Here is a 16859-nt window from a genome sequence, read left to right as displayed (position 1 = left end):
AAGGAGAGCGCGCCGCCGCCTCGCCCAGTTGACACGGCCAAGGCCGCTCCCTAGATTTAAACCATCCAGTTGGTTTAACGCCGATGCGCGCGCGCCATCGATGACGATGACGATGACGATGACGATGGCGCCGCGCGGTGTCGAGATTGCAGGCGCGGGCGTTGCCGGAGCGCCAGGGCGCTGCCGGCCGCGGCGCGGTGACGACAACGGCGCGCAGAGAACAGATCTTTCCACAGGAGCCACGGAGTAACGCATGAAGATTGCCATTGTCGGCGCCGGTAGGATTGGAAGCACCTTTGCCTTTCAGCTCGCGCGCGCGGGGCACGAGGTGACGGTGATCGCCCGCGGAGAGCGGCTGGAGCAGCTGCGGCGGGACGAGGCGATCGTGAGCGCCTCGGGCGAGCGCGCGGCGGTGCGCGTGAGCGCCGCGCTCGACGCGACGACGGCGTGGGATCTGGTGCTCGTGACGGTGCTCGCGTTCCAGGTCGACGCCGTGCTCCCTGCGCTGGCCGAGAGCGCGGCGAAGGCCGTGATGTTCATGTTCAACACCTTCGAGCCGCTGGGCCGCCTCCGAGAGGCGGTGGGCCCGGCGCGCTTCGCCTTCGGCTTCCCTGCGATCCTGGCGACCCTCGAGGACGGCCAGCTGACGTCGAAGGTCGTCACCCGAGGCATGGTCACCACGGTGACGGACGCGGCGTGGGCGAAGGTCTTCACGGACGCCGGCATTCCCGCCGTCGTGCACGCCGACATGGAGAGCTGGCTGCGCACGCACGCGGCGCTCGTCGCGCCGGCGATGGTGGCTATCGTCACGGCGCACGCGCGGAACGCAGGCGTGTCGTGGGCAGAGGCGATGCGCCTCGCGCGCGCCATGGAGGAAGGGCTCCGCTTGGTGCGCCACCTCGGAAACACCATCACGCCGGAGCCGATGGTGACGCTGAGCCGCCTGCCCACGCCGGCGGCGGCCGCGCTCCTGTGGGGGCTCAGCAGGGTCGGCGCCGTCCGCAAGACGGGCGCCGTCGGGCCTGGCGAGCCGCGCGCGCTGATCGACGCGATGGCCGCCGCGGCGCCAGGTCAAACGCCGACGCTGCTCGCCATCCGCCCCTGAACCCCTGAAGGAGAAGGCAGCGAGCCCCTCTGGACTGCTCGCTCTCGAGCTTCGAGCGGCGCCTCCGGCAGGCGGAGCTGCGTGCTCTCTCAGCCGGCGTGAAGGATCCGAAAGCGATCGGGCTCCGCCGGATCTCGATCGACGACCTGGACCGGCGGCCAAGCCCACTGCCAGACGCTGATGCCTGGTGCGCGGGAGAACCGGATCTGCCCGCGGGTGCCTTCGACCGCGACGCGCGCCCAGGATCCGGCGGTGCGCGCCCGGTCCGCGCCGTGAGAACGCAGCACATCGGTGAGGACGGCGACCGTGTCGTAGCCCTCGAAGGCGACGAAGGAGGGCGCTTCGGCCAGCCGCTCGCGCAGGGCCGTCTCGACTCGGGCGCCGAGCGGGCTGAGGCGCTCGGGCAGGTAGCGCAAGAACGGGATCGCGGCGCTGTCGCCGCCCAGCAACGCCGCCCATCCGGCGAACTCCGGCTGCCCGGCCGGAGCACCCATCATGATCTCGGCGAGGCGCTGGTCGCGGCGGACAGACTTGACGATCGACACCGCCGGCTCCGGGTAGCCGACCAGAAGAAGGAGGGCTGTCGCGCGATTGCCGGCGAGCTCGTCGCACACGGCCGCGGGGGTGAGCGCGCGCATGTCGAGCTCGATGACGGTGCCGCCGCGTGGAGCGAGGTGGTCCCGCAGAACGCGGGCCCCAGACGCCCAGTAGACGCTCGAATCGGCTGCTACGGCGATGCGCCTGTGGCCCGCGCCGAGGAGGAAGTCCGCGTAGATCCGCCAGCCGTGGGACTGCGCCGGGGCGAGGCGCGCGACCCATTCCGTCGGCTGTTCGGTGAGCGCGTCGAGGACCGCTGACGAGCAGAGGAACGGCAGGCCGAGGGCGTCGGCCCTGGCGGCAGCGGCGCGAGCGACGACGCTGTGATACTCCCCCGCCAAGGCAGCCACGCCCAGGCGAGCCAGCTCATCGACGGCCGCCGCGGCCCTCTGTGGATCGGCCGCGGTGTCTCGGACCACCAGCTCGAGGGGTCTTCCGGCGATCCCGCCGGCGTCATTGATCTCGCGAACGGCCAGCTCGAGTCCAGCGAGCAAGTGCCGGCCTGCCTCGACCCAGCCGGGCCGACTCAGCGGAACGAGAGCGCCGAGCTTGACGGATGATCCGTCGGTCCGCTCCGCTCCAGGTGGCGACAGTGGCGTAGTCATGCGTTGGCGTCACCCGTGTAACGATTCGTTACACCATACCTGCAACGCAGAGTAGCAAGGCCCGATAGCACGGGTCCATCCATTCCGCGCGCTCGCTCCTACAAGCGCTCGACGAGGTAGCTCCGGGCCTTGTCGTCGAAGTTGTGGGCGGCGAGGTTCGCGTCTGCCGTGAAGACGCGCTCCTCGGCCGAGTACCGCCAGAGCCCGTCGTAGAGCGTCACCCGGAAGCCGGGGGGGACGCGGACGGAGCTGACCGCCTGGTCCCATGGGCTGCTGATAAAGTAGCTGGAGCCGACGCCGTAGATCATCGAGTCGCCCGAGTAGTTGGCGTTCTTGTAGAAGGTGACGACGTCGAGCTGCGGGTCCGAGGCGTTCGAGACGACGATGCTCGAGATCGCGTCGTTGAAGCCCGCGGCCAAGAGGTCCGTGTCCGAGGTGAAGATGCGCACCTCGCCCCCGAAGTTGTGGTGGATGAAGGCCGTGACCCGGAGCCCGGCGGGGACCTTGATGGCGCTCGCGCGGTTGTCGCCGATGACCGTCAAGTCCGAGAGGTTGTGGTGGCCGATCCCGAGGCCCTGCGAGATGCCGGAGAAGTTCGAGAGATCGTAGAGCACGACCTGGTTGCTGGGGTGGACGGTGGGGCCGCCGGCGATGGTGGCGTCGATCCAGGCGCGGTGGCGCGCCACGTCGACGCCGGTGACCGTCGCGTGCAGGTTCGAGCCGTTCTGCCCGTTCGTGGCCGAGAACACGGCGACCTGATACCCGTCGACGAACCACGGGCCACCGGAGTCGCCGCTCCAGCCCGCGCCCGTCACGCCGTTCGCCTTGAGCTCCTCGACGGAGTGCCAGCCGTTGATGTTGATGGTCGCCTTCTTGAGCGACGGCGCCATCACCAGCGGCGTGCCCTCGCTCCCCCAGCCGTAGGCCGTCGCGTCGCTGCCGATCCAGGTCGACGTCGCCCCGGCGAGCTGGACGAACGGGCCATCGGCGTCCTCGGTCAGGTGGAGCAGCGCGATGTCGGCCGCGGCCGAGGGCACCTCGACGGCGTCGACCTCGATGCGCTGACCGCTGCCGTACGTGTTGCTGCCGACGCGCACGGCCGACGTCTCGCCCTCGTCCGCGATGCAGTGCTGCGCGGTGAGCACCCAGCGCGCCGCGACGAGGGTGCCTGTGCACTGGTAGAAGTCGCCCGTGCTCCGCACGTCGTAGAGCTGCACGGCCCAGGGGCTCGCCTCGGCGAGCTCGCCGCCGATGATCGCGGACGAATGCGACCCCAATGCATCGAGCGTCTCGTCGGACGCGCCTTCAATCGAGCAGCCCGTGGAGAGGCCGAGCGCTGCGCCCGCGCACACCACGAGACCAAGCTGATGACCAAGTTCTCTCTTCTTCATTCTGCCTCCACATCATGATTCTGTTCAGACGATCGTTCGCGCCGACGGAGTCGGCCTCCGCCAGGAGCCAGCGCTCGTCAGCCATCAGAAGCGATCAGAGCGACGGGGCTTGTGATTGCGTCGTGCCAGGCTCGGCGACGGCGTCTCCAAGCAGGCCCATGGGGGCACCGTGCTGAAACCGATGAAGGGGCAGCCGGAGCGGCAGGCCCGGAGGCGTGCGTACGAAATCCGCCCGCGACGGCTCAAGAATCGCGTCCAGAGTATGCTGCGCTACCCGGAGCAGCGCCAGGCGACGATCTGGAACAGCCGCGTTCGAGGCGTGGAACAACGAGGCGGCATCGCGCCGCACCTCGCGCGCGCCGGCAGCCACCAGCGACGCCTTGACCCCCTCGGACGTCACCTCCGGCGGACGCGATCGATCAACGATACGGTCCCTGCCGCGGCGCCTCACCATCGAGCGCCGACACGTGCTCGTCGAGCCCCTCGAGGTCCTTCACGTGCCACTCGACCAGCATGCAGCCCGCGCAGATGTACGCCTCGAGCTTGCCGACCCTCCGGCTCCTCCAGATGCTCGGCTGCGCGATGGCGAGCTCGCTCCCCCCGTTGGCGTCCGCGTCCAGGACCTTGGGCGCGTGGAGGATCTTCCTCGCGCCGCACGCGGGGCAGCGGAGCTCGTCGCGCATCGACGCGGATCGCCGCTCGAGCAGCGCCTGGACCTCGCGCTCGAGCCGCCCCACCCGCTCCTCGAGGGAGCGCTCCGCCGGCGCGCTCGCGGCGTGGGGCTCGGTGACGGGAGCCGCGACGGGCGCGCTCGCGGCGCGGGGGAGCCGGGCGCCGCAGCCCGGGCAGAAGACATGGGCCTCCGGGTTCGAGCGGCCGCACGTGGGGCAGTGCATGCCGACAGGATACGGGCGATTTCCCGCCCCTCGTGTCAGAAAAGCGGCCGCGCTCTCCGAGCGGGGAGCTCGGCGAGCCCCTTCTCCGCGAGGGGCTCGCACGAGGCGCAGCTGCCCGAGTGGCGCAAGCGACCAGCCTGAACCCAGCCTAGGACAGACAACGAGAAACCATGTCTTGGTTCAAGAGAGAGAGGCGTTCGAAAGGCGACCCGCAGGCGAAGGGGAGAGGCGCGGAGGCGTTCCGAGAATACCTAGATGAATACAAGCGTGAGCTTCTAACGCTCATTGCTGAACGAGAGTTCTCCAAGCGTGCGGCCGAGCCTCTCGCGCCGTGGCTCTGCTACCATTTCCCTCTCCAGTTCGATCGGCGGGAGCTCGACGCGCGGGGCGTCGACTTCCTCGTCTACGCCGAGAAGGACAGCTTCTTCTGGCATACGCAGGACGGGGCTGCGTGCATGAAAGCGTTCCTCGCGCATTTCAGGGCGCTTTCTCTCGATGATCGAATCGCGTACTTCAAACGCTTTGATCTGGGGCCAAGCTGGGTAGACCGAGAGGCGTGGTTCGATCTGGCGTTCGATAACGAGCGGGTCGGCGATCCGGACTACGACCTGGCGCACGCCGAAATCTTTGGGCCGCGCTCGACACGCGGTGAAGCGCCCCGCAGCTAGTGCGACCAACAGGCTGAAATCGCCTGAAAATCGCAGAAATTTCGAACCGCCAAGGCGCCATGAGACGCCAAGATATTTGTATTAGTCTCATGGCGTCTCGTGGCGCCTTGGCGGCTAATTTCTCGCTTGAACGACGTGCTCGGCGCTCCAGAACATCGAAAAAGCTACGGGAATCACCGCCATTGATGAGATGGCGGCCCGGGTCGTTCACGAGACGATCGGTCGCCTGCTCGGGCTGCCGGTGGCACCGGAGCGGTCAGCTAGCCTGGACCGAACGAAGGCCTCTCACGGGATGAGCTTCAGCACCACGTTCCCCGTCTTTTGTCCGGACGCGACGTAGGCATAGGCCTCCTGGATCGCATCCAGGGTCACGGTACGGTCAATGACGGGCCGAACGTGGCGCTCGGCAACGAGCCGGCCCATCACCGCCAGAAACGCCTTTCGGTCGACGGGTATCGGGAACACGACCCGCTGTCGGCCGAGCGCGGGCGTGATCAGCGCCAGGATTGGATTCTGCCAGCCAGGTCCGGGCTCCGAGGAGACGTACACGCCCCTCGGGGTCAACAAGCGCTTGCAGGCGCCAAACGTGCTCTTTCCGACCGTGTCGAACACGTAGTCATAAGCCTGCTCGTCCCGGGTGAAGTCCGCTTCCTCGTAGTTGATGACCCTGTCGGCCCCCAGCGACCTCAATAACTCCAGGTTCCTGGTGTTCCCCACCGCGGTCACGGTGGCGCCCCGGTACACGCACATCTGCAGGAGCGCGGATCCGATCGCCCCGGTAGCCCCGTTGATCAGCGCGCGTCGCCCCTTCTCGAAGGCCGCTCGCTCGAGGATGCTGTGAGCATACCAGGCGCCCTCCAGCGAGGCTGCGGCCTCTTCGAAGCTCAGGCCGGTGGGCATGCGCGCGACCGAGTCATCTCCAGAGATGACGAGGTACTCCGCGTGAGACCCGACCCCGAGGTCGTTGATCCCCCAGACATCGTCGCCGACCGCAAACCCGCTGACGCTCGCGCCGACCGCCTCCACCCGCCCCGCGAAGTCGATACCGAGCGTCCTGGTCCTCGGCCTGCGAAGACCGGTCACGAACCGCATGATGAACGGGTGAGCCGAGAGCAACGCGAGGTCGGTGCGGTTCACCGTGGCTGCGTGGACCCGAACCAGCAGCTGGTCATCGGCCGGCGTGGGCACTGCCACGTCTTCGATCCGGATGACTTCCGGTGTGCCATACCGTTCCCGTCGGGCGGCTCTCATGGGTTAGTGATACCGGACGTAGCTGAGCGTGTCCATGATGCTCATCGTGGGCAGCCAAGCCGCCCGCGGTCGTGCTCCCGGCCTCGGCGCTCCAGAACATCGATCAGGTTTGCCGTTCTAGCCGTGCTTCGGCTGACGCGTCGAGGCCGTTTGCAGAGGCGCGGTAGATTGGCAGGCTTCTGATCAATACCGAAGTGCGCCGTCCGTCGCGACGGGACCCATCGCCGCCATGAACGTCACCAGGATAAGGTCGCAGGTTGTCTTCGGACGCGAAGGTGCTATCCTGTTCTCTCATCATGGACGTTATCTTTCGACGCACCGGCGAGCGGCGGTACGCCGTCGTCGTGGAGGTCGCCGGCAAGCAGCCCCAGGCGATGGATCCGGCGCCTGGGTTCGACGACCACATTCCGCACGACCTCGTCCACTACGTCGTGGAGGCCGAGCTCGGCTTGACGTCGGGCGTCTTCGGTCGTGCCGCGAGCGGCGGCGGCACCTTTATCTCGGCCGCGCCGGGCGACCGGAGCCCGCGCGAACGGGCGCGCGAGCGGCGCAAGCAGCTGCGCCGGGAGACATCGCTTCGCAACGCGGACGAGGGCAGGCAGCACGACATGGTCACGTCGGAGCGCCTCGCCGCCGCCTGCGACCTGATCTGGAGGCGCCGCCAGGGGCAGCGCCCGGATGCCTCGCGGCCCGCGCCGCGCGCGTCGCTCTCGGGCGAAGATGCCCGGCGAGTCGATCGCGTCGTCGTCCGGCTCGAAGAGCTGGCGCCTTTGTGGAACCAGCTGCCGGTGGGCGGTGAGCTCGCCTTCACATGGCCGAGCGTCGTGCCGAGGGCTCCAGGCCGGCGAGACGAGCGCCGCGTGGGCTGATATCGGTGATGTCGGTGATGTCGGTTCCGCGGGAGAGCCGCTCACTGACCCGGGCTTGTCGCTGTGTTCCTCGGCGCGAGCGAGGTGTAGGATGCCCCCTTGAACCAGCCCACACCATCCGGCCCCGATCTGCTCGACGTCCTCGAGGCGCGGTTCGGCTTCCGCGAGCTCCGCCCGGGCCAGCGCGCGGTCATGGATGCCTTGCTCTCGGGCCACAGCGCGCTCGCGGTCTTCCCGACAGGCGGCGGCAAATCGCTCTGCTACCAGCTCCCCGCGCTCCTGCTCGACGGGGTCACGATCGTCATCTCTCCGCTGATCGCGCTGATGAAGGATCAGATCGATTTCCTCAGCGCGCGCGGCATCGCCGCGGTCCGGCTCGACTCGTCGCTGTCAGCCGACGACGCGGCGGAGGCGCACAGGGATCTGCGCTCGGGCAAGACGAAGCTGCTCTATGTCGCCCCCGAGCGGTTCGTGAGCGAGCGGTTCATGGCGCTTCTGAAAGAGCTCAAGATCGCCATCTTCGCGGTGGACGAGGCCCACTGCATCTCCGAGTGGGGACACAACTTCCGCCCCGACTACCTGAGGCTCGCGGACACCGCCCGGGCGCTCGGCGTGCCGCGCGTGCTCGCGTTGACGGCCACGGCGACGCCCGGGGTCGTGCGCGACGTCTGCGCCACCTTCGGCATCCGCGAGGAGCACACGGTCATCACCGGCTTCTACCGGCCGAACCTCGAGCTCCGCGCGACGGCGGTGAGCGCGACCGCGCGCGACCGGGTCCTGATCGAGCGCCTGCGATCCCGGCCGCCCGGCTCCACCATCGTCTATGTCACGCTCCAGAAGACCGCCGAGCACGTGGCCGAGGAGCTCGCTTCTGCGGGGCTGCCGGCGCGCGCGTACCACGCCGGGATGGAGGCGGCGGAGCGCGCGCGCGTGCAGGACGACTGGATGCAGAGCGACCGCGGCATCGTGGTCGCCACCATTGCGTTCGGGATGGGGATCGACAAGCCCGACGTGCGTTATGTCGACCATTACAATCTCCCGAAGAGCCTCGAGAGTTACAGTCAGGAGATCGGCCGCGCCGGCAGGGATCAGGCGCGCTCGGTGGTCGAGGTCTTCGTGTGCGGCGACGATCTGCCGGTCCTCGAGAACTTCGCCTACGGCGACACGCCGACCGAGGACGCGCTCCACGGGGTGGTCGGCGCCGTGCTCGCCGCGCCCCAGGTGGAGCTCGGCCTGCACGCGCTGGGAACGCGCCACGACGTCCGGCCGCTCGTGCTCCGCACCGCGCTGACCTACCTCGAGCTGATGGGCGCGGTCCGGCAGCTCACGCCGTACTACGCCGGCTACGAGGTGCGGCTCCACCGCAGGCTCGAGGAGGTCATCGCGTCGGTGAAGGGCGAGCCGGCGCGGTTCCTCGAGGCGCTCTTCGGCCATGCGAAGAAGGGGCGAGTCCTGTACGCGATCGACCCGGCCGCCGCCGCCGCCGCGCTGGAGCAGCCGCGCGAGCGGGTGGTGCGCGCGCTCGAGTACCTCGAGCGGCAGGGGCTCGCGGAGCTCAAGGTGTCGGACATCCGGCACCGCTTCGTGCGCGTCGCCTCGACGGACGACGCGGGCGCCCTCGTCGGCGAGCTCCTCGCGCGCTTCGCGAGGCGCGAGGACGCCGAGATCGGGCGCGTGCGGCAGGTGATCGAGCTGCTCACCTCGGAGCGCTGTCACGCCGCCGCGCTCGCCGCGTACTTCGGCGAGCGCCTCGACGCCGCGTGCGGGCGCTGCACCTTCTGCCGCGCCGGCGTCGCCGTGACGCTGCCGGAGCCGGCGCACGCGCCGCCCATGCCGGTGGGGCTCGACGTCGCCGCGTTCACGGCCCTGCGCGCGGCGCACGCGGGCGCCCTGGGCCATCCTCGCCAGGCGGCGCGTTTCCTCTGCGGCCTCTCGAGCCCGGCGACCACCCAGGCCAAGCTCGCGCGCGATCCGCTCTTCGGCGTCCTCATCACGCGCCGGTTCGCCGAGGTGCTCGACTGGTGCGCCGGGCTCCCCCGCCTCGCCGGCGCCGCAGCGGCGACCTGACCGAGGCCAGCTCTGCCTCGGCATGCTCGACACGCTGCTGGCGATGATCGAGACAGGCGAGATCGCCCACGACCAGACCCGGATCGAGCTGCTCGCGGCCATCACCGCGATCCTCGACGCCGGCCGCGCGGTGGACGACCTCCGCCGAGACGTCACCGCCGAAGACATCGCCGCGAGCCTCATCGGCATCTTCACGGTGGCCCCCAAGCCCCAGCGAGAAGCTCTTGCCAGTCGCCTGTTGGACCTCCTCATGGACGGACTGCGGCCTCCCGTCCGCCGGTAAGAGCCGTCAGCCTCCCGGGTTCATTTCGGCTTCGCGGGAGAGCCCTTCTTCCCTCCCACGTCTTCGTCCCAGTACGGCGGCTTCCCGAAGGCGGTGACGAGATGGTCGGCGAGCGCGCGGAGCTTGGCCGAGGGGCGCCGCCCCTCCGTGTGCGCGATGAAGATGAACTCGGGCTCGGGCTGGGCGCCGACGTCGATGACGCGCAGCTCACCTGCCCTGAGCGCCGCGCCCACGATGAACATCGGCAGAAGAGCGACGCCGAGGCCGGCGACGGCGGCGTCCCGCATCATGTCGCCGTTGTTGACGCGGAGGCCGACGCGCGCCCGCACGAGCACGGCGCCGTCCGGCCCCGGGAAGCGCCAGTCGGCGATGCCGCGGTTCGTGTAGAAGATGCCCCGATGCGTCTCCAGATCGGCGATGGACGCCGGCGCGCCGTGGCGCGCCAGGTAATCCGGCGAAGCGACGAGGACGCGCTGGCTCGGCGCAAGGCGCCAGACCACGAGGCGCGAGTCGACGATGGGCCCGTGCCGCACCACCGCGTCGTGGCCGGCGGCGGCGGCGTCCACGCGCCGGTCATCCAGATCGAGCGTCAGCTCGATCCTCGGGTGCTGTAAAAGGAAGGGGTAGAGCGCCGGGCCGAGGTGCATGCGCCCGAAGGTCACCGGCGCCGGCAGCCGGAGGGGGCCCGCCAGGGTGCCGCGCCGCGCGGCGAGATCGGCGGTCGCGTCCTCGACCTCGCGGACGATCCGGACCGCCCGCTCCAGGAACGCCGCCCCATCTTCCGTGAGCGACAGCTTGCGCGTGGTGCGGTGGATGAGGCGCGCGCCCACGCTCTTCTCGAGCTCGGCCAGGCGCTCGCTGACGACGGACTTCGACAGGCGCCTTTCGCGACCCCCTCGCCGTGAACCTCACCGGCGCGTTCCTCGGCGCCAAGCACCAGATCCTTGCGATGCTGAAGCACGGCGGAGGGTCGGTCATCTTCACCTCGACCTTCGTCGGCTACACCGTCGCGTTCCCGGGCACCACCGCGTACGCCGCGAGCAAGTCCGGCCTGATCGGCTTGACGCAGGTCCTCGCCGCCGAGTTCGGGCCGCAAGGCGTGCGGGTCAACGCGATCCTACCGGGCGCCGTCGACACCGCGATGTACCACGAGGTGAACAGCACGAAGGAGTCGCAGGCGTTCATCACGAGCCTCCACGCCCTCAAGCGCGTCGCGACCCCGGAGGAGGTGGCCCGCTCCGTGCTCTACTTCGCCTCGGACGACGCCTCCTTCGTCACCGGGACGGCCGCGCTGGTCGACGGCGGCCTCTCCATCACGCGCACCTGACGCGAGGAGGCGAGGGGGAGTCGAGGCGAGGAGGCGAGGGGGAGTCGGGGCGAGCCCCGCCGGGCCGACGTGAGGAGAGGCGGCCGCGCGGGCTCCTGCGCGCTTGCGGACACAAGCTCGCGACGTGCACCACCGAGGGGGGTCAGCGGGCGACCGAGCTCAGTTGACGACCGGGGTGAAGCAACCGATCGACGTGTCGATGCGGAAGTTCGACTCGGTCGTGTGGCGCTCGGCGAAGAAGAAGTCGAGCGTGTAGCTGTTGCCCGGCGTGATGCCGAACTCCTCGGCGCGCGCGTCGAGGTCGATGGTCGCGCTCTCCGGCCTGTGAACACCGCCCAGATCGATCGCGAGGTGGCCGTTGATGAAGGTGAAGAGGTCGTCGTCGCCCGAGAAGGTGAACACCTCGCCGCCCTCGTATTCAAACTTGGTGCGGAGCTCGAGCGTGAAGTGGTAGTTGTGGCTCCGGTCCTCGTTGCCAAACCCCATGTCGTCGATCGGGAAGAAGTCGGTGCTGTCGTACGTGGACGTGCCATTCCCGTTGTCGGCGAGCGGGATCGATATCTGGACGGCGGTGTTCACGTCGGCCACGTCGCGGAACCACTGATCGAAGGCCTCCTTGCCGGTCGTGGTCCGCGTGCCCTCGCTGTCGCCCGCATACACCGGCTTGCCGTCCGCGCCGAGCTGAGCCTCCACGAGGCCCCGGTCGCTCCCGAACCGGCCCGCCTCGAAATCAGGGTGCGTGTCCTTGAAGTCGCGGGCGATCGCGATGAGATCGCTGCCGCACGGGTCGTCGCCCGAGCTCGGGTCACCGCCCGAGCTACCCCCGATCTCGCCGAAAGAAGGATCTTGCCCGAAGTCGCCGCCGCTCGCCGTCCCGGAGCCGCCGCTCGCCGTCCCGGAGCCGCCGCTCACCGTCCCGGAGCCGCCGCTCACCGTCCCGGAGCCGTGGGAGGCAGCGTCACCAGCGTCGCTGGCCCCTCCTGCACACGCGATCGCCGCCACGAGGGTCACGCACGCCGACACCGCCACCACCATCCGCCGATAAGCCATCATGTCTCGCCCCTTTTCCCGACCGCCAGAAGCCATCGAACCCGCACGGGACGACGTCGGAGGCCCCACGTCGCCAGCATCCTTCCCGGTGGGCAGCGGTGGGTCGAACGGGTCAAAAATTCTTCGACAAAAAAGCTCGGCGTCCCCGGCCGCAACCCCGGAGACCTTCTGCATCAGGAGCAGAAAGTTCAAACGTATCTGAAGCTCGTCATGGCCTGTCTACGCCGCGGACGTGGCCCTCCGCGCAGGAGCTCCAAGGATTGCCGCCCTCGTCGACGCTCACCTGCGCGAGCCGATCGGAGACGCCGACCCGCGAGCGCACTTCGACCTTCCACCCGGCGCATCGTTCCGAGCATCCTGCGCGCCATGGGCGATCGGCCGAGGCCGTTGCTGATGCCGCGGCCGGATCTCGGCCTGCGCGCGCTCCTCCCGGCATGGCGCGAGGCGTCTCGCCGCGCGACGCGGTGGAGCGACGTCATCGCGGGCGCCGCGGCCCTCGGCCCCTCGTTCGCGCTCGCGCTGCTCGCCGCGCACCACGCCGGGCTCCCCCCTGCGGCCGCGCTGACCTGCGCCGTCGTCGGCAGCGCCGTGGTCGCGCTCTTCGGCGGCACGACGCTCGGCCTCGCCGGGCCAGGCCTCGCGATGGGCTTCGCGCTCGCCGACGTCGCCCGCGACTACGGGGCGGCGCCCCTCGCGCTCGCGGGCGCGATGTGCGGCCTCTCTCAGCTCGTCGTCGGGGTGCTCGGGGTCGGCCGCTTCGCTCGCCTCGTGCCCCTCTCCGTCGTGCACGGCTTCGTGCTCGGCCTCGGCGCGCTGCTCGTCATCCGGAGCCTGCCCGACGTGCTCGGGCTCGCGGCGCCCGCGGACCTCGACCCGCTGGGCGCGCTCGACCACATCGGCGCCCACCTCGGCGGTGCGCGCGCCCCGGCGCTCGCGATGGCCATGCTCGCGGGCGCGGCCACGTGGCTGGGAGCCCGCTACGCGCGGCGCGCCCCGGTCGCGCTGCTCGCGATCGCGGCGTGCGCCTGGGTCACACGACGAGCGCACCTGGATCTCCCCACGCTGTCCGATATGCCGTTCGCGCTGCCGCTCGGCCCGTGGCCCGGCGAGCCCGCGCACGGCGTGGCGCAGTTCGGTCGGGCCGCGCTCGTCCTCTTCGCGCTCGCCTCGATGGAGACGCTGCTCTCGGCGAGCGCCGAAGAGGAGCGCGTGCCCGGCGCGCGGCCCGACCTCGATCAGGAGATGATCGGCTACGGGCTCGCGAACATCGTCCTGTCGCTGCTCGGCAGCGTCCCGGCGGCCGGGTCCATCGCCCGCTCGTCCGTGCTGCGCGCCGCGGGCGGCGTCCACCGCGCCGCCGCGCTCTTTCATGCCCTCTTCGGGGCGGCGCTCGTCGCGGTCGTCCTGCTGGTCGATCGCTCCGTGCCGCTCGCCGCGCTGGCCGGCGTCGTCATCGCGATCGCCGCGCCGCTCCTCGACTTCCGGCCGCTCGTCGCGGTCTATCGCGTCTCGCGCTCCGGGGCGGTGGTGCTCGTGGCGACCGCGCTCGTGATGATCTTCGGCGGCCTCTTGCGCGGGATCGAGGCCGGGCTCCTGGCGACGCTGGCGCTGGCCTTGTGGCGAATCGCTCGCTTCCGCGCGGCGGTCCACCAGGGCAGCGCGGGCGCCCCGCACCAGGTCAACTTCAGCGGCCCCATCACGTTCCTCGTGGTGCTGGAGCTCGAAAAGACGCGCCGGCGCCTGGCCGCGCTCGACCCGACGGCGGACGTGATCCTCGATATCCGCGGCGTGCTCGTGATGGATCTGACCGGCTGCGAGCGCTTCCTCGCTCTCGTGACCGAGCTCTTCGATCGCGGCGTCCGCGTCGTCGTGCTCGGCGCCTCCCCGGCCTGCCGAGACAAGCTGCTCGCGGCCGATCGCAGGAAGATCCTCGACGGACGCCTGGCCATCACGGACCGCGACGTCGACGCGATCCTCGGGCGAGCGCGCGCGTTCGAGATGCGCGCGCAGGTGGTCGCGAACCTCGAGCGGTTCCGGATCGAGGTGCGCGAGCACTACACGCCGCTCTTCGACCAGCTCGCCGACGGGCAGCACCCTCATACGCTCTTCGTGACGTGCGTCGACAGCAGGATCACGCCATCGATGCTCACGGGCACGCACCCGGGCGATCTGTTCATCGTGCGCGCCCTCGGCGCGATGGTGCCGCCCCCGGGCGAGTCGACGCGGCCGGGCGAGGGAGCGGCGGTCGAATATGCGGTCGGCGTGCTGGGCGTGCGCAATATCGTGATCTGCGGGCACTCGTCCTGCGGCGCCGTGAAGGCCGCGAAGAGCGGAGAGGTGCCTGACGAGCTGCCGACGCTCAGGCGCTGGCTCGCGGAGATCCCGGAGGCGTCGGGCGATCTGTCGGGGTACGCCGACGTCGATGAGGCGGCGCGCGCCGTGATCGTGCGCCAGCTCGACAACCTCCGGCGGTTTCCGCTGGTGCGCGACCGGCTCGCGAGCGGTGAAATCGAGCTTCACGGCTGGTTCTATGACGTCCGTCAGGCCGAGCTCTTCGAATGGGACGAGGCCAAGGGGGCGTTCACCGTCATGGAGGGTCGTGGCGCGAACGAGGTTCGCTCGGAGCCACCGCCCTTGCGCTGAAGGACATCGATCGACTCGCCAGACGTTCGGCCATGGATCTCTCCTTCCCTAGTGCAGGGGGGACTCAGGGATCCCCGCGGCTGCACATCTTGCCAGGACGTCAGATTGGGCCTGTGCTTTGCGACACCACGGACTCGAGCGTCTTGCGAGGTGACAAAGCCGAGAGCCTCGCGGTGCGCGGCGCAATACCGGAACATTGACCGATGCCTCGCTCCGAAGGAGACTCGCCGCATGGGACTGCTGACCTTCGCCATCAACGTCACCCTGGACGGCTGCGTCGACCACCAGGAGGGGATCGCCGACGACGAGACGCACGCCCTCTTCACCCGCCTCATGGACGAGAGCGGCGCGATGCTGTGGGGCCGCGTCACCTACGAGATGATGGAGAGCTACTGGCCGGCGGTCGCCCGCGGCGACGAGGAGGCGCCTCCGGCGATACGCGCGTGGGCGGTCAAGCTGGAGACCAAGCCGAAGTACGTGGTGTCGTCCACGCGCAAGGACTTCCCGTGGACCAACAGCCACCACATCGCCGGCGATCTGCGCGTGGGCGTGCAGAAGCTCAAGGACGCGATCCCGGCCGGCGTGCTCCTCGGCAGCGGCAAGCTCGCGACCGAGCTGGATCGGCTGGATCTCATCGACGAGTACAGGTTCCTCGTCCACGCCAGGCTCGCCGGCCACGGCCCGACCCTGTACCAGAGCGGGCTGCCCGCCACCCGGCGGCTCGATCTGGTCTCGGCCAAGCCGCTCCGCTGCGGCGCGGTGGCGATGCACTACCGGCGCGCGCGCTGACGCAGAGGAGCCCCATCGCGCGCAGCTCGCGGGCCAGCGCGTCGTCGGGAGCCTTCTCGCCGCGCAGCACCGCGGCGATGTTCGGGGTGATCGCGCCGCGTCAACCGGTGTTTCTGGCGGGACTGTTCCGCGGGGGCGAACCGTCGCGATCTGTCGCGTCCCGGGGATCTGGGGAGAGCGTGACGACGGATCGCCCCTCTCAAGAGGCATGGCCCCAACCGCCGAGCCCTGGGCCCGGGGAGCTAGCGACGGTCGATCCGTCGCCTCGATCCGCCGTGGTTGCGTCGCTCGCCGGCCCCCTGAGCCGCGCGATAGCCCTCAGGGATGAGGAGGCGGCCCGGGTGGTTCACGATGCGATCGGGCGGTTGCTCGGTCTGCCGGCGATACCAGAGGGGCGAGCGCGCTCGCGCCCGTAGGTGAGCCTGGCGGCGTGTTGACGGTCACGAGGGTTCGCGCCACGCTCGAGCCCAGGCGAGGTCTGAGGTAGGCTTCCCCGCGCATGAGCCTGCTGCTCTCGATGACCTCTTGCCCCAACTGCGGCGCGCCGCTCTCCGTCGAGCCGGGGCTGCGCAACGTCATCTGCATCTTCTGCAACACGAGTCTCTTCGTCGAGCGGCCCGCCACCGGCGCCGCCGTCGCGCAAATCAGGGCGCAGAGCGTCTCGACGGACGACATCGAGCGCGTCAAGCAGCTGCTCGTCGACGGCAAGCGCGACGAGGCCATTGCCCACTATGCGCAGGCAGCATCCGTGTCCAGAGACGAAGCCGAGCGGGCCGTGGAGAGCGTGTTCCTCTCGGCCTACTGGACGCTCGTCCGTCACATGCCGATCAACGGCTTCGGCTTCTTCCTCCACGCGGTCTTCGTCTTCGGGGGCGCCGGGATCGCCGCCTGGGCCGCAACACAGGCAGTCGAGTCGCCGGCGTACCTGGCGCTCGTCGCGGCGGGGGGCCTCTTCGCGATTCTACAGCTCGCGCGGTTCCTGCGGCACCTCACCTCCACCCTGGTCGCATCGTTCGGCTCCCTCGGCCGCGGGCGCGTCCTCCGTTGCTCGGTGGTGCGGGAGTTCGTGAAGCAAAATGGCTTCCTCGTCGTGGTCGTCTTCGAGGTCGTCCCCGACGACGGCAGTCCGGCCTTCGTCGACCAGGAGACCCTCCTCGCCGGCGAGGAGTCTCTCCGGAAGCTCTCGCCGGGCAACGTCGTCCGCGTGCGCTTCGATGGCGCTCGCGAGCGCGTCTTCCCGACCACCCCCGTCACCGTGCTGGCGACGGGGGTCTGACGCGGGGCGATCGCCGGAGAGCCGCTCGGGGTACGGGCGCGG

13 protein-coding genes and 3 pseudogenes are annotated in these 16859 nt (G+C 70.0%); 9 read left to right on the top strand and 7 right to left on the bottom strand.

Annotated features, from left to right (window positions below; translation table 11 throughout):
- The first annotated feature begins 253 nt into the window (after nucleotides 1-253).
- Nucleotides 254-1105, top strand: a complete 852-nt coding sequence (locus WMF44_RS48615; protein ID WP_437296860.1) for a ketopantoate reductase family protein — start codon at nucleotides 254-256, stop codon at nucleotides 1103-1105.
- Nucleotides 1106-1194: 89 nt separating this feature from the next.
- Here WMF44_RS48615 and WMF44_RS48610 read toward each other — a convergent pair whose 3' ends face one another.
- The 4 genes from WMF44_RS48610 to WMF44_RS48595 all read right to left on the bottom strand — a co-directional run bounded on the left by WMF44_RS48610 (nucleotide 1195) and on the right by WMF44_RS48595 (nucleotide 4594).
- Nucleotides 1195-2307, bottom strand: coding sequence for an ABC transporter substrate-binding protein (locus WMF44_RS48610; RefSeq protein ID WP_437296859.1), 1113 nt, complete (start codon nucleotides 2305-2307; stop codon nucleotides 1195-1197).
- Nucleotides 2308-2405: 98 nt separating this feature from the next.
- Nucleotides 2406-3698, bottom strand: coding sequence for a trypsin-like serine protease (locus tag WMF44_RS48605; protein ID WP_437296858.1), 1293 nt, complete (start codon nucleotides 3696-3698; stop codon nucleotides 2406-2408).
- A gap of 94 nt (nucleotides 3699-3792) precedes the next feature.
- Nucleotides 3793-4098 carry a hypothetical protein gene (locus WMF44_RS48600; RefSeq protein WP_437296857.1) on the bottom strand — a complete coding sequence of 102 codons (306 nt, stop codon included), beginning with the start codon at nucleotides 4096-4098 and terminating at the stop codon, nucleotides 3793-3795.
- 19 nt (nucleotides 4099-4117) lie between these two features.
- Nucleotides 4118-4594: a hypothetical protein gene (locus tag WMF44_RS48595; protein ID WP_437296856.1), complete on the bottom strand. Its 477-nt coding sequence runs from the start codon at nucleotides 4592-4594 to the stop codon at nucleotides 4118-4120.
- 170 nt (nucleotides 4595-4764) lie between these two features.
- On the opposite strand from WMF44_RS48595, the gene WMF44_RS48590 reads away from it, so the two are divergent.
- The gene (locus WMF44_RS48590; RefSeq protein ID WP_437296855.1) at nucleotides 4765-5262 is read left to right on the top strand and encodes a hypothetical protein; all 498 of its coding nucleotides are present in this window, start codon (nucleotides 4765-4767) and stop codon (nucleotides 5260-5262) included.
- A gap of 285 nt (nucleotides 5263-5547) precedes the next feature.
- Here the strand turns inward: WMF44_RS48590 and WMF44_RS48585 are convergent, their stop codons facing one another.
- Complete coding sequence (locus tag WMF44_RS48585; RefSeq protein WP_437296854.1) at nucleotides 5548-6513, bottom strand: NAD(P)-dependent alcohol dehydrogenase; 966 nt, start codon at nucleotides 6511-6513, stop codon at nucleotides 5548-5550.
- A gap of 296 nt (nucleotides 6514-6809) precedes the next feature.
- On the opposite strand from WMF44_RS48585, the gene WMF44_RS48580 reads away from it, so the two are divergent.
- The 3 genes and pseudogenes from WMF44_RS48580 to WMF44_RS48570 form a co-directional block, all read left to right on the top strand.
- Nucleotides 6810-7382, top strand: a complete 573-nt coding sequence (locus tag WMF44_RS48580; RefSeq protein ID WP_437296853.1) for a hypothetical protein — start codon at nucleotides 6810-6812, stop codon at nucleotides 7380-7382.
- A gap of 99 nt (nucleotides 7383-7481) precedes the next feature.
- Entirely contained in the window at nucleotides 7482-9449 is a 1968-nt protein-coding gene (locus tag WMF44_RS48575; RefSeq protein WP_437296852.1) for a RecQ family ATP-dependent DNA helicase, read from the top strand.
- 19 nt (nucleotides 9450-9468) lie between these two features.
- A pseudogene (locus tag WMF44_RS48570) lies at nucleotides 9469-9732 on the top strand (TetR/AcrR family transcriptional regulator); the annotation flags it as partial.
- 20 nt (nucleotides 9733-9752) lie between these two features.
- Here the strand turns inward: WMF44_RS48570 and WMF44_RS48565 are convergent.
- A pseudogene (locus WMF44_RS48565) lies at nucleotides 9753-10622 on the bottom strand (LysR substrate-binding domain-containing protein); the annotation flags it as partial.
- Between WMF44_RS48565 and WMF44_RS48560 the strand changes: the two are divergent.
- Nucleotides 10616-11059: pseudogene (locus tag WMF44_RS48560) on the top strand (SDR family oxidoreductase); the annotation flags it as partial. The pseudogenes WMF44_RS48565 and WMF44_RS48560 sit on opposite strands and share 7 nt — an antisense overlap.
- 159 nt (nucleotides 11060-11218) lie before the next feature.
- Here the strand turns inward: WMF44_RS48560 and WMF44_RS48555 are convergent.
- Entirely contained in the window at nucleotides 11219-12112 is an 894-nt protein-coding gene (locus tag WMF44_RS48555; RefSeq protein WP_437296851.1) for a fibro-slime domain-containing protein, read from the bottom strand.
- Between the two features lie 363 nt (nucleotides 12113-12475).
- Here WMF44_RS48555 and WMF44_RS48550 point away from each other — a divergent pair, with 363 nt between their 5' ends.
- The 3 genes from WMF44_RS48550 (at nucleotide 12476) to WMF44_RS48540 (ending at nucleotide 16817) form a co-directional block, all read left to right on the top strand.
- Nucleotides 12476-14752: a bifunctional SulP family inorganic anion transporter/carbonic anhydrase gene (locus WMF44_RS48550; RefSeq protein ID WP_437296850.1), complete on the top strand. Its 2277-nt coding sequence runs from the start codon at nucleotides 12476-12478 to the stop codon at nucleotides 14750-14752.
- 231 nt (nucleotides 14753-14983) lie between these two features.
- Nucleotides 14984-15541, top strand: coding sequence for a dihydrofolate reductase family protein (locus WMF44_RS48545; protein WP_437296849.1), 558 nt, complete (start codon nucleotides 14984-14986; stop codon nucleotides 15539-15541).
- 499 nt (nucleotides 15542-16040) lie between these two features.
- Nucleotides 16041-16817, top strand: a complete 777-nt coding sequence (locus WMF44_RS48540; RefSeq protein WP_437296848.1) for a hypothetical protein — start codon at nucleotides 16041-16043, stop codon at nucleotides 16815-16817.
- Nucleotides 16818-16859: the final 42 nt, after the last annotated feature.

Origin of the sequence: Sorangium sp. So ce426 (genome assembly GCF_051475585.1) — a bacterium.
Lineage (GTDB): Bacteria > Myxococcota_A > Polyangia > Polyangiales > Polyangiaceae > Sorangium > Sorangium cellulosum_B.
This window is presented reverse-complemented; position numbering and strand designations above follow the sequence as displayed.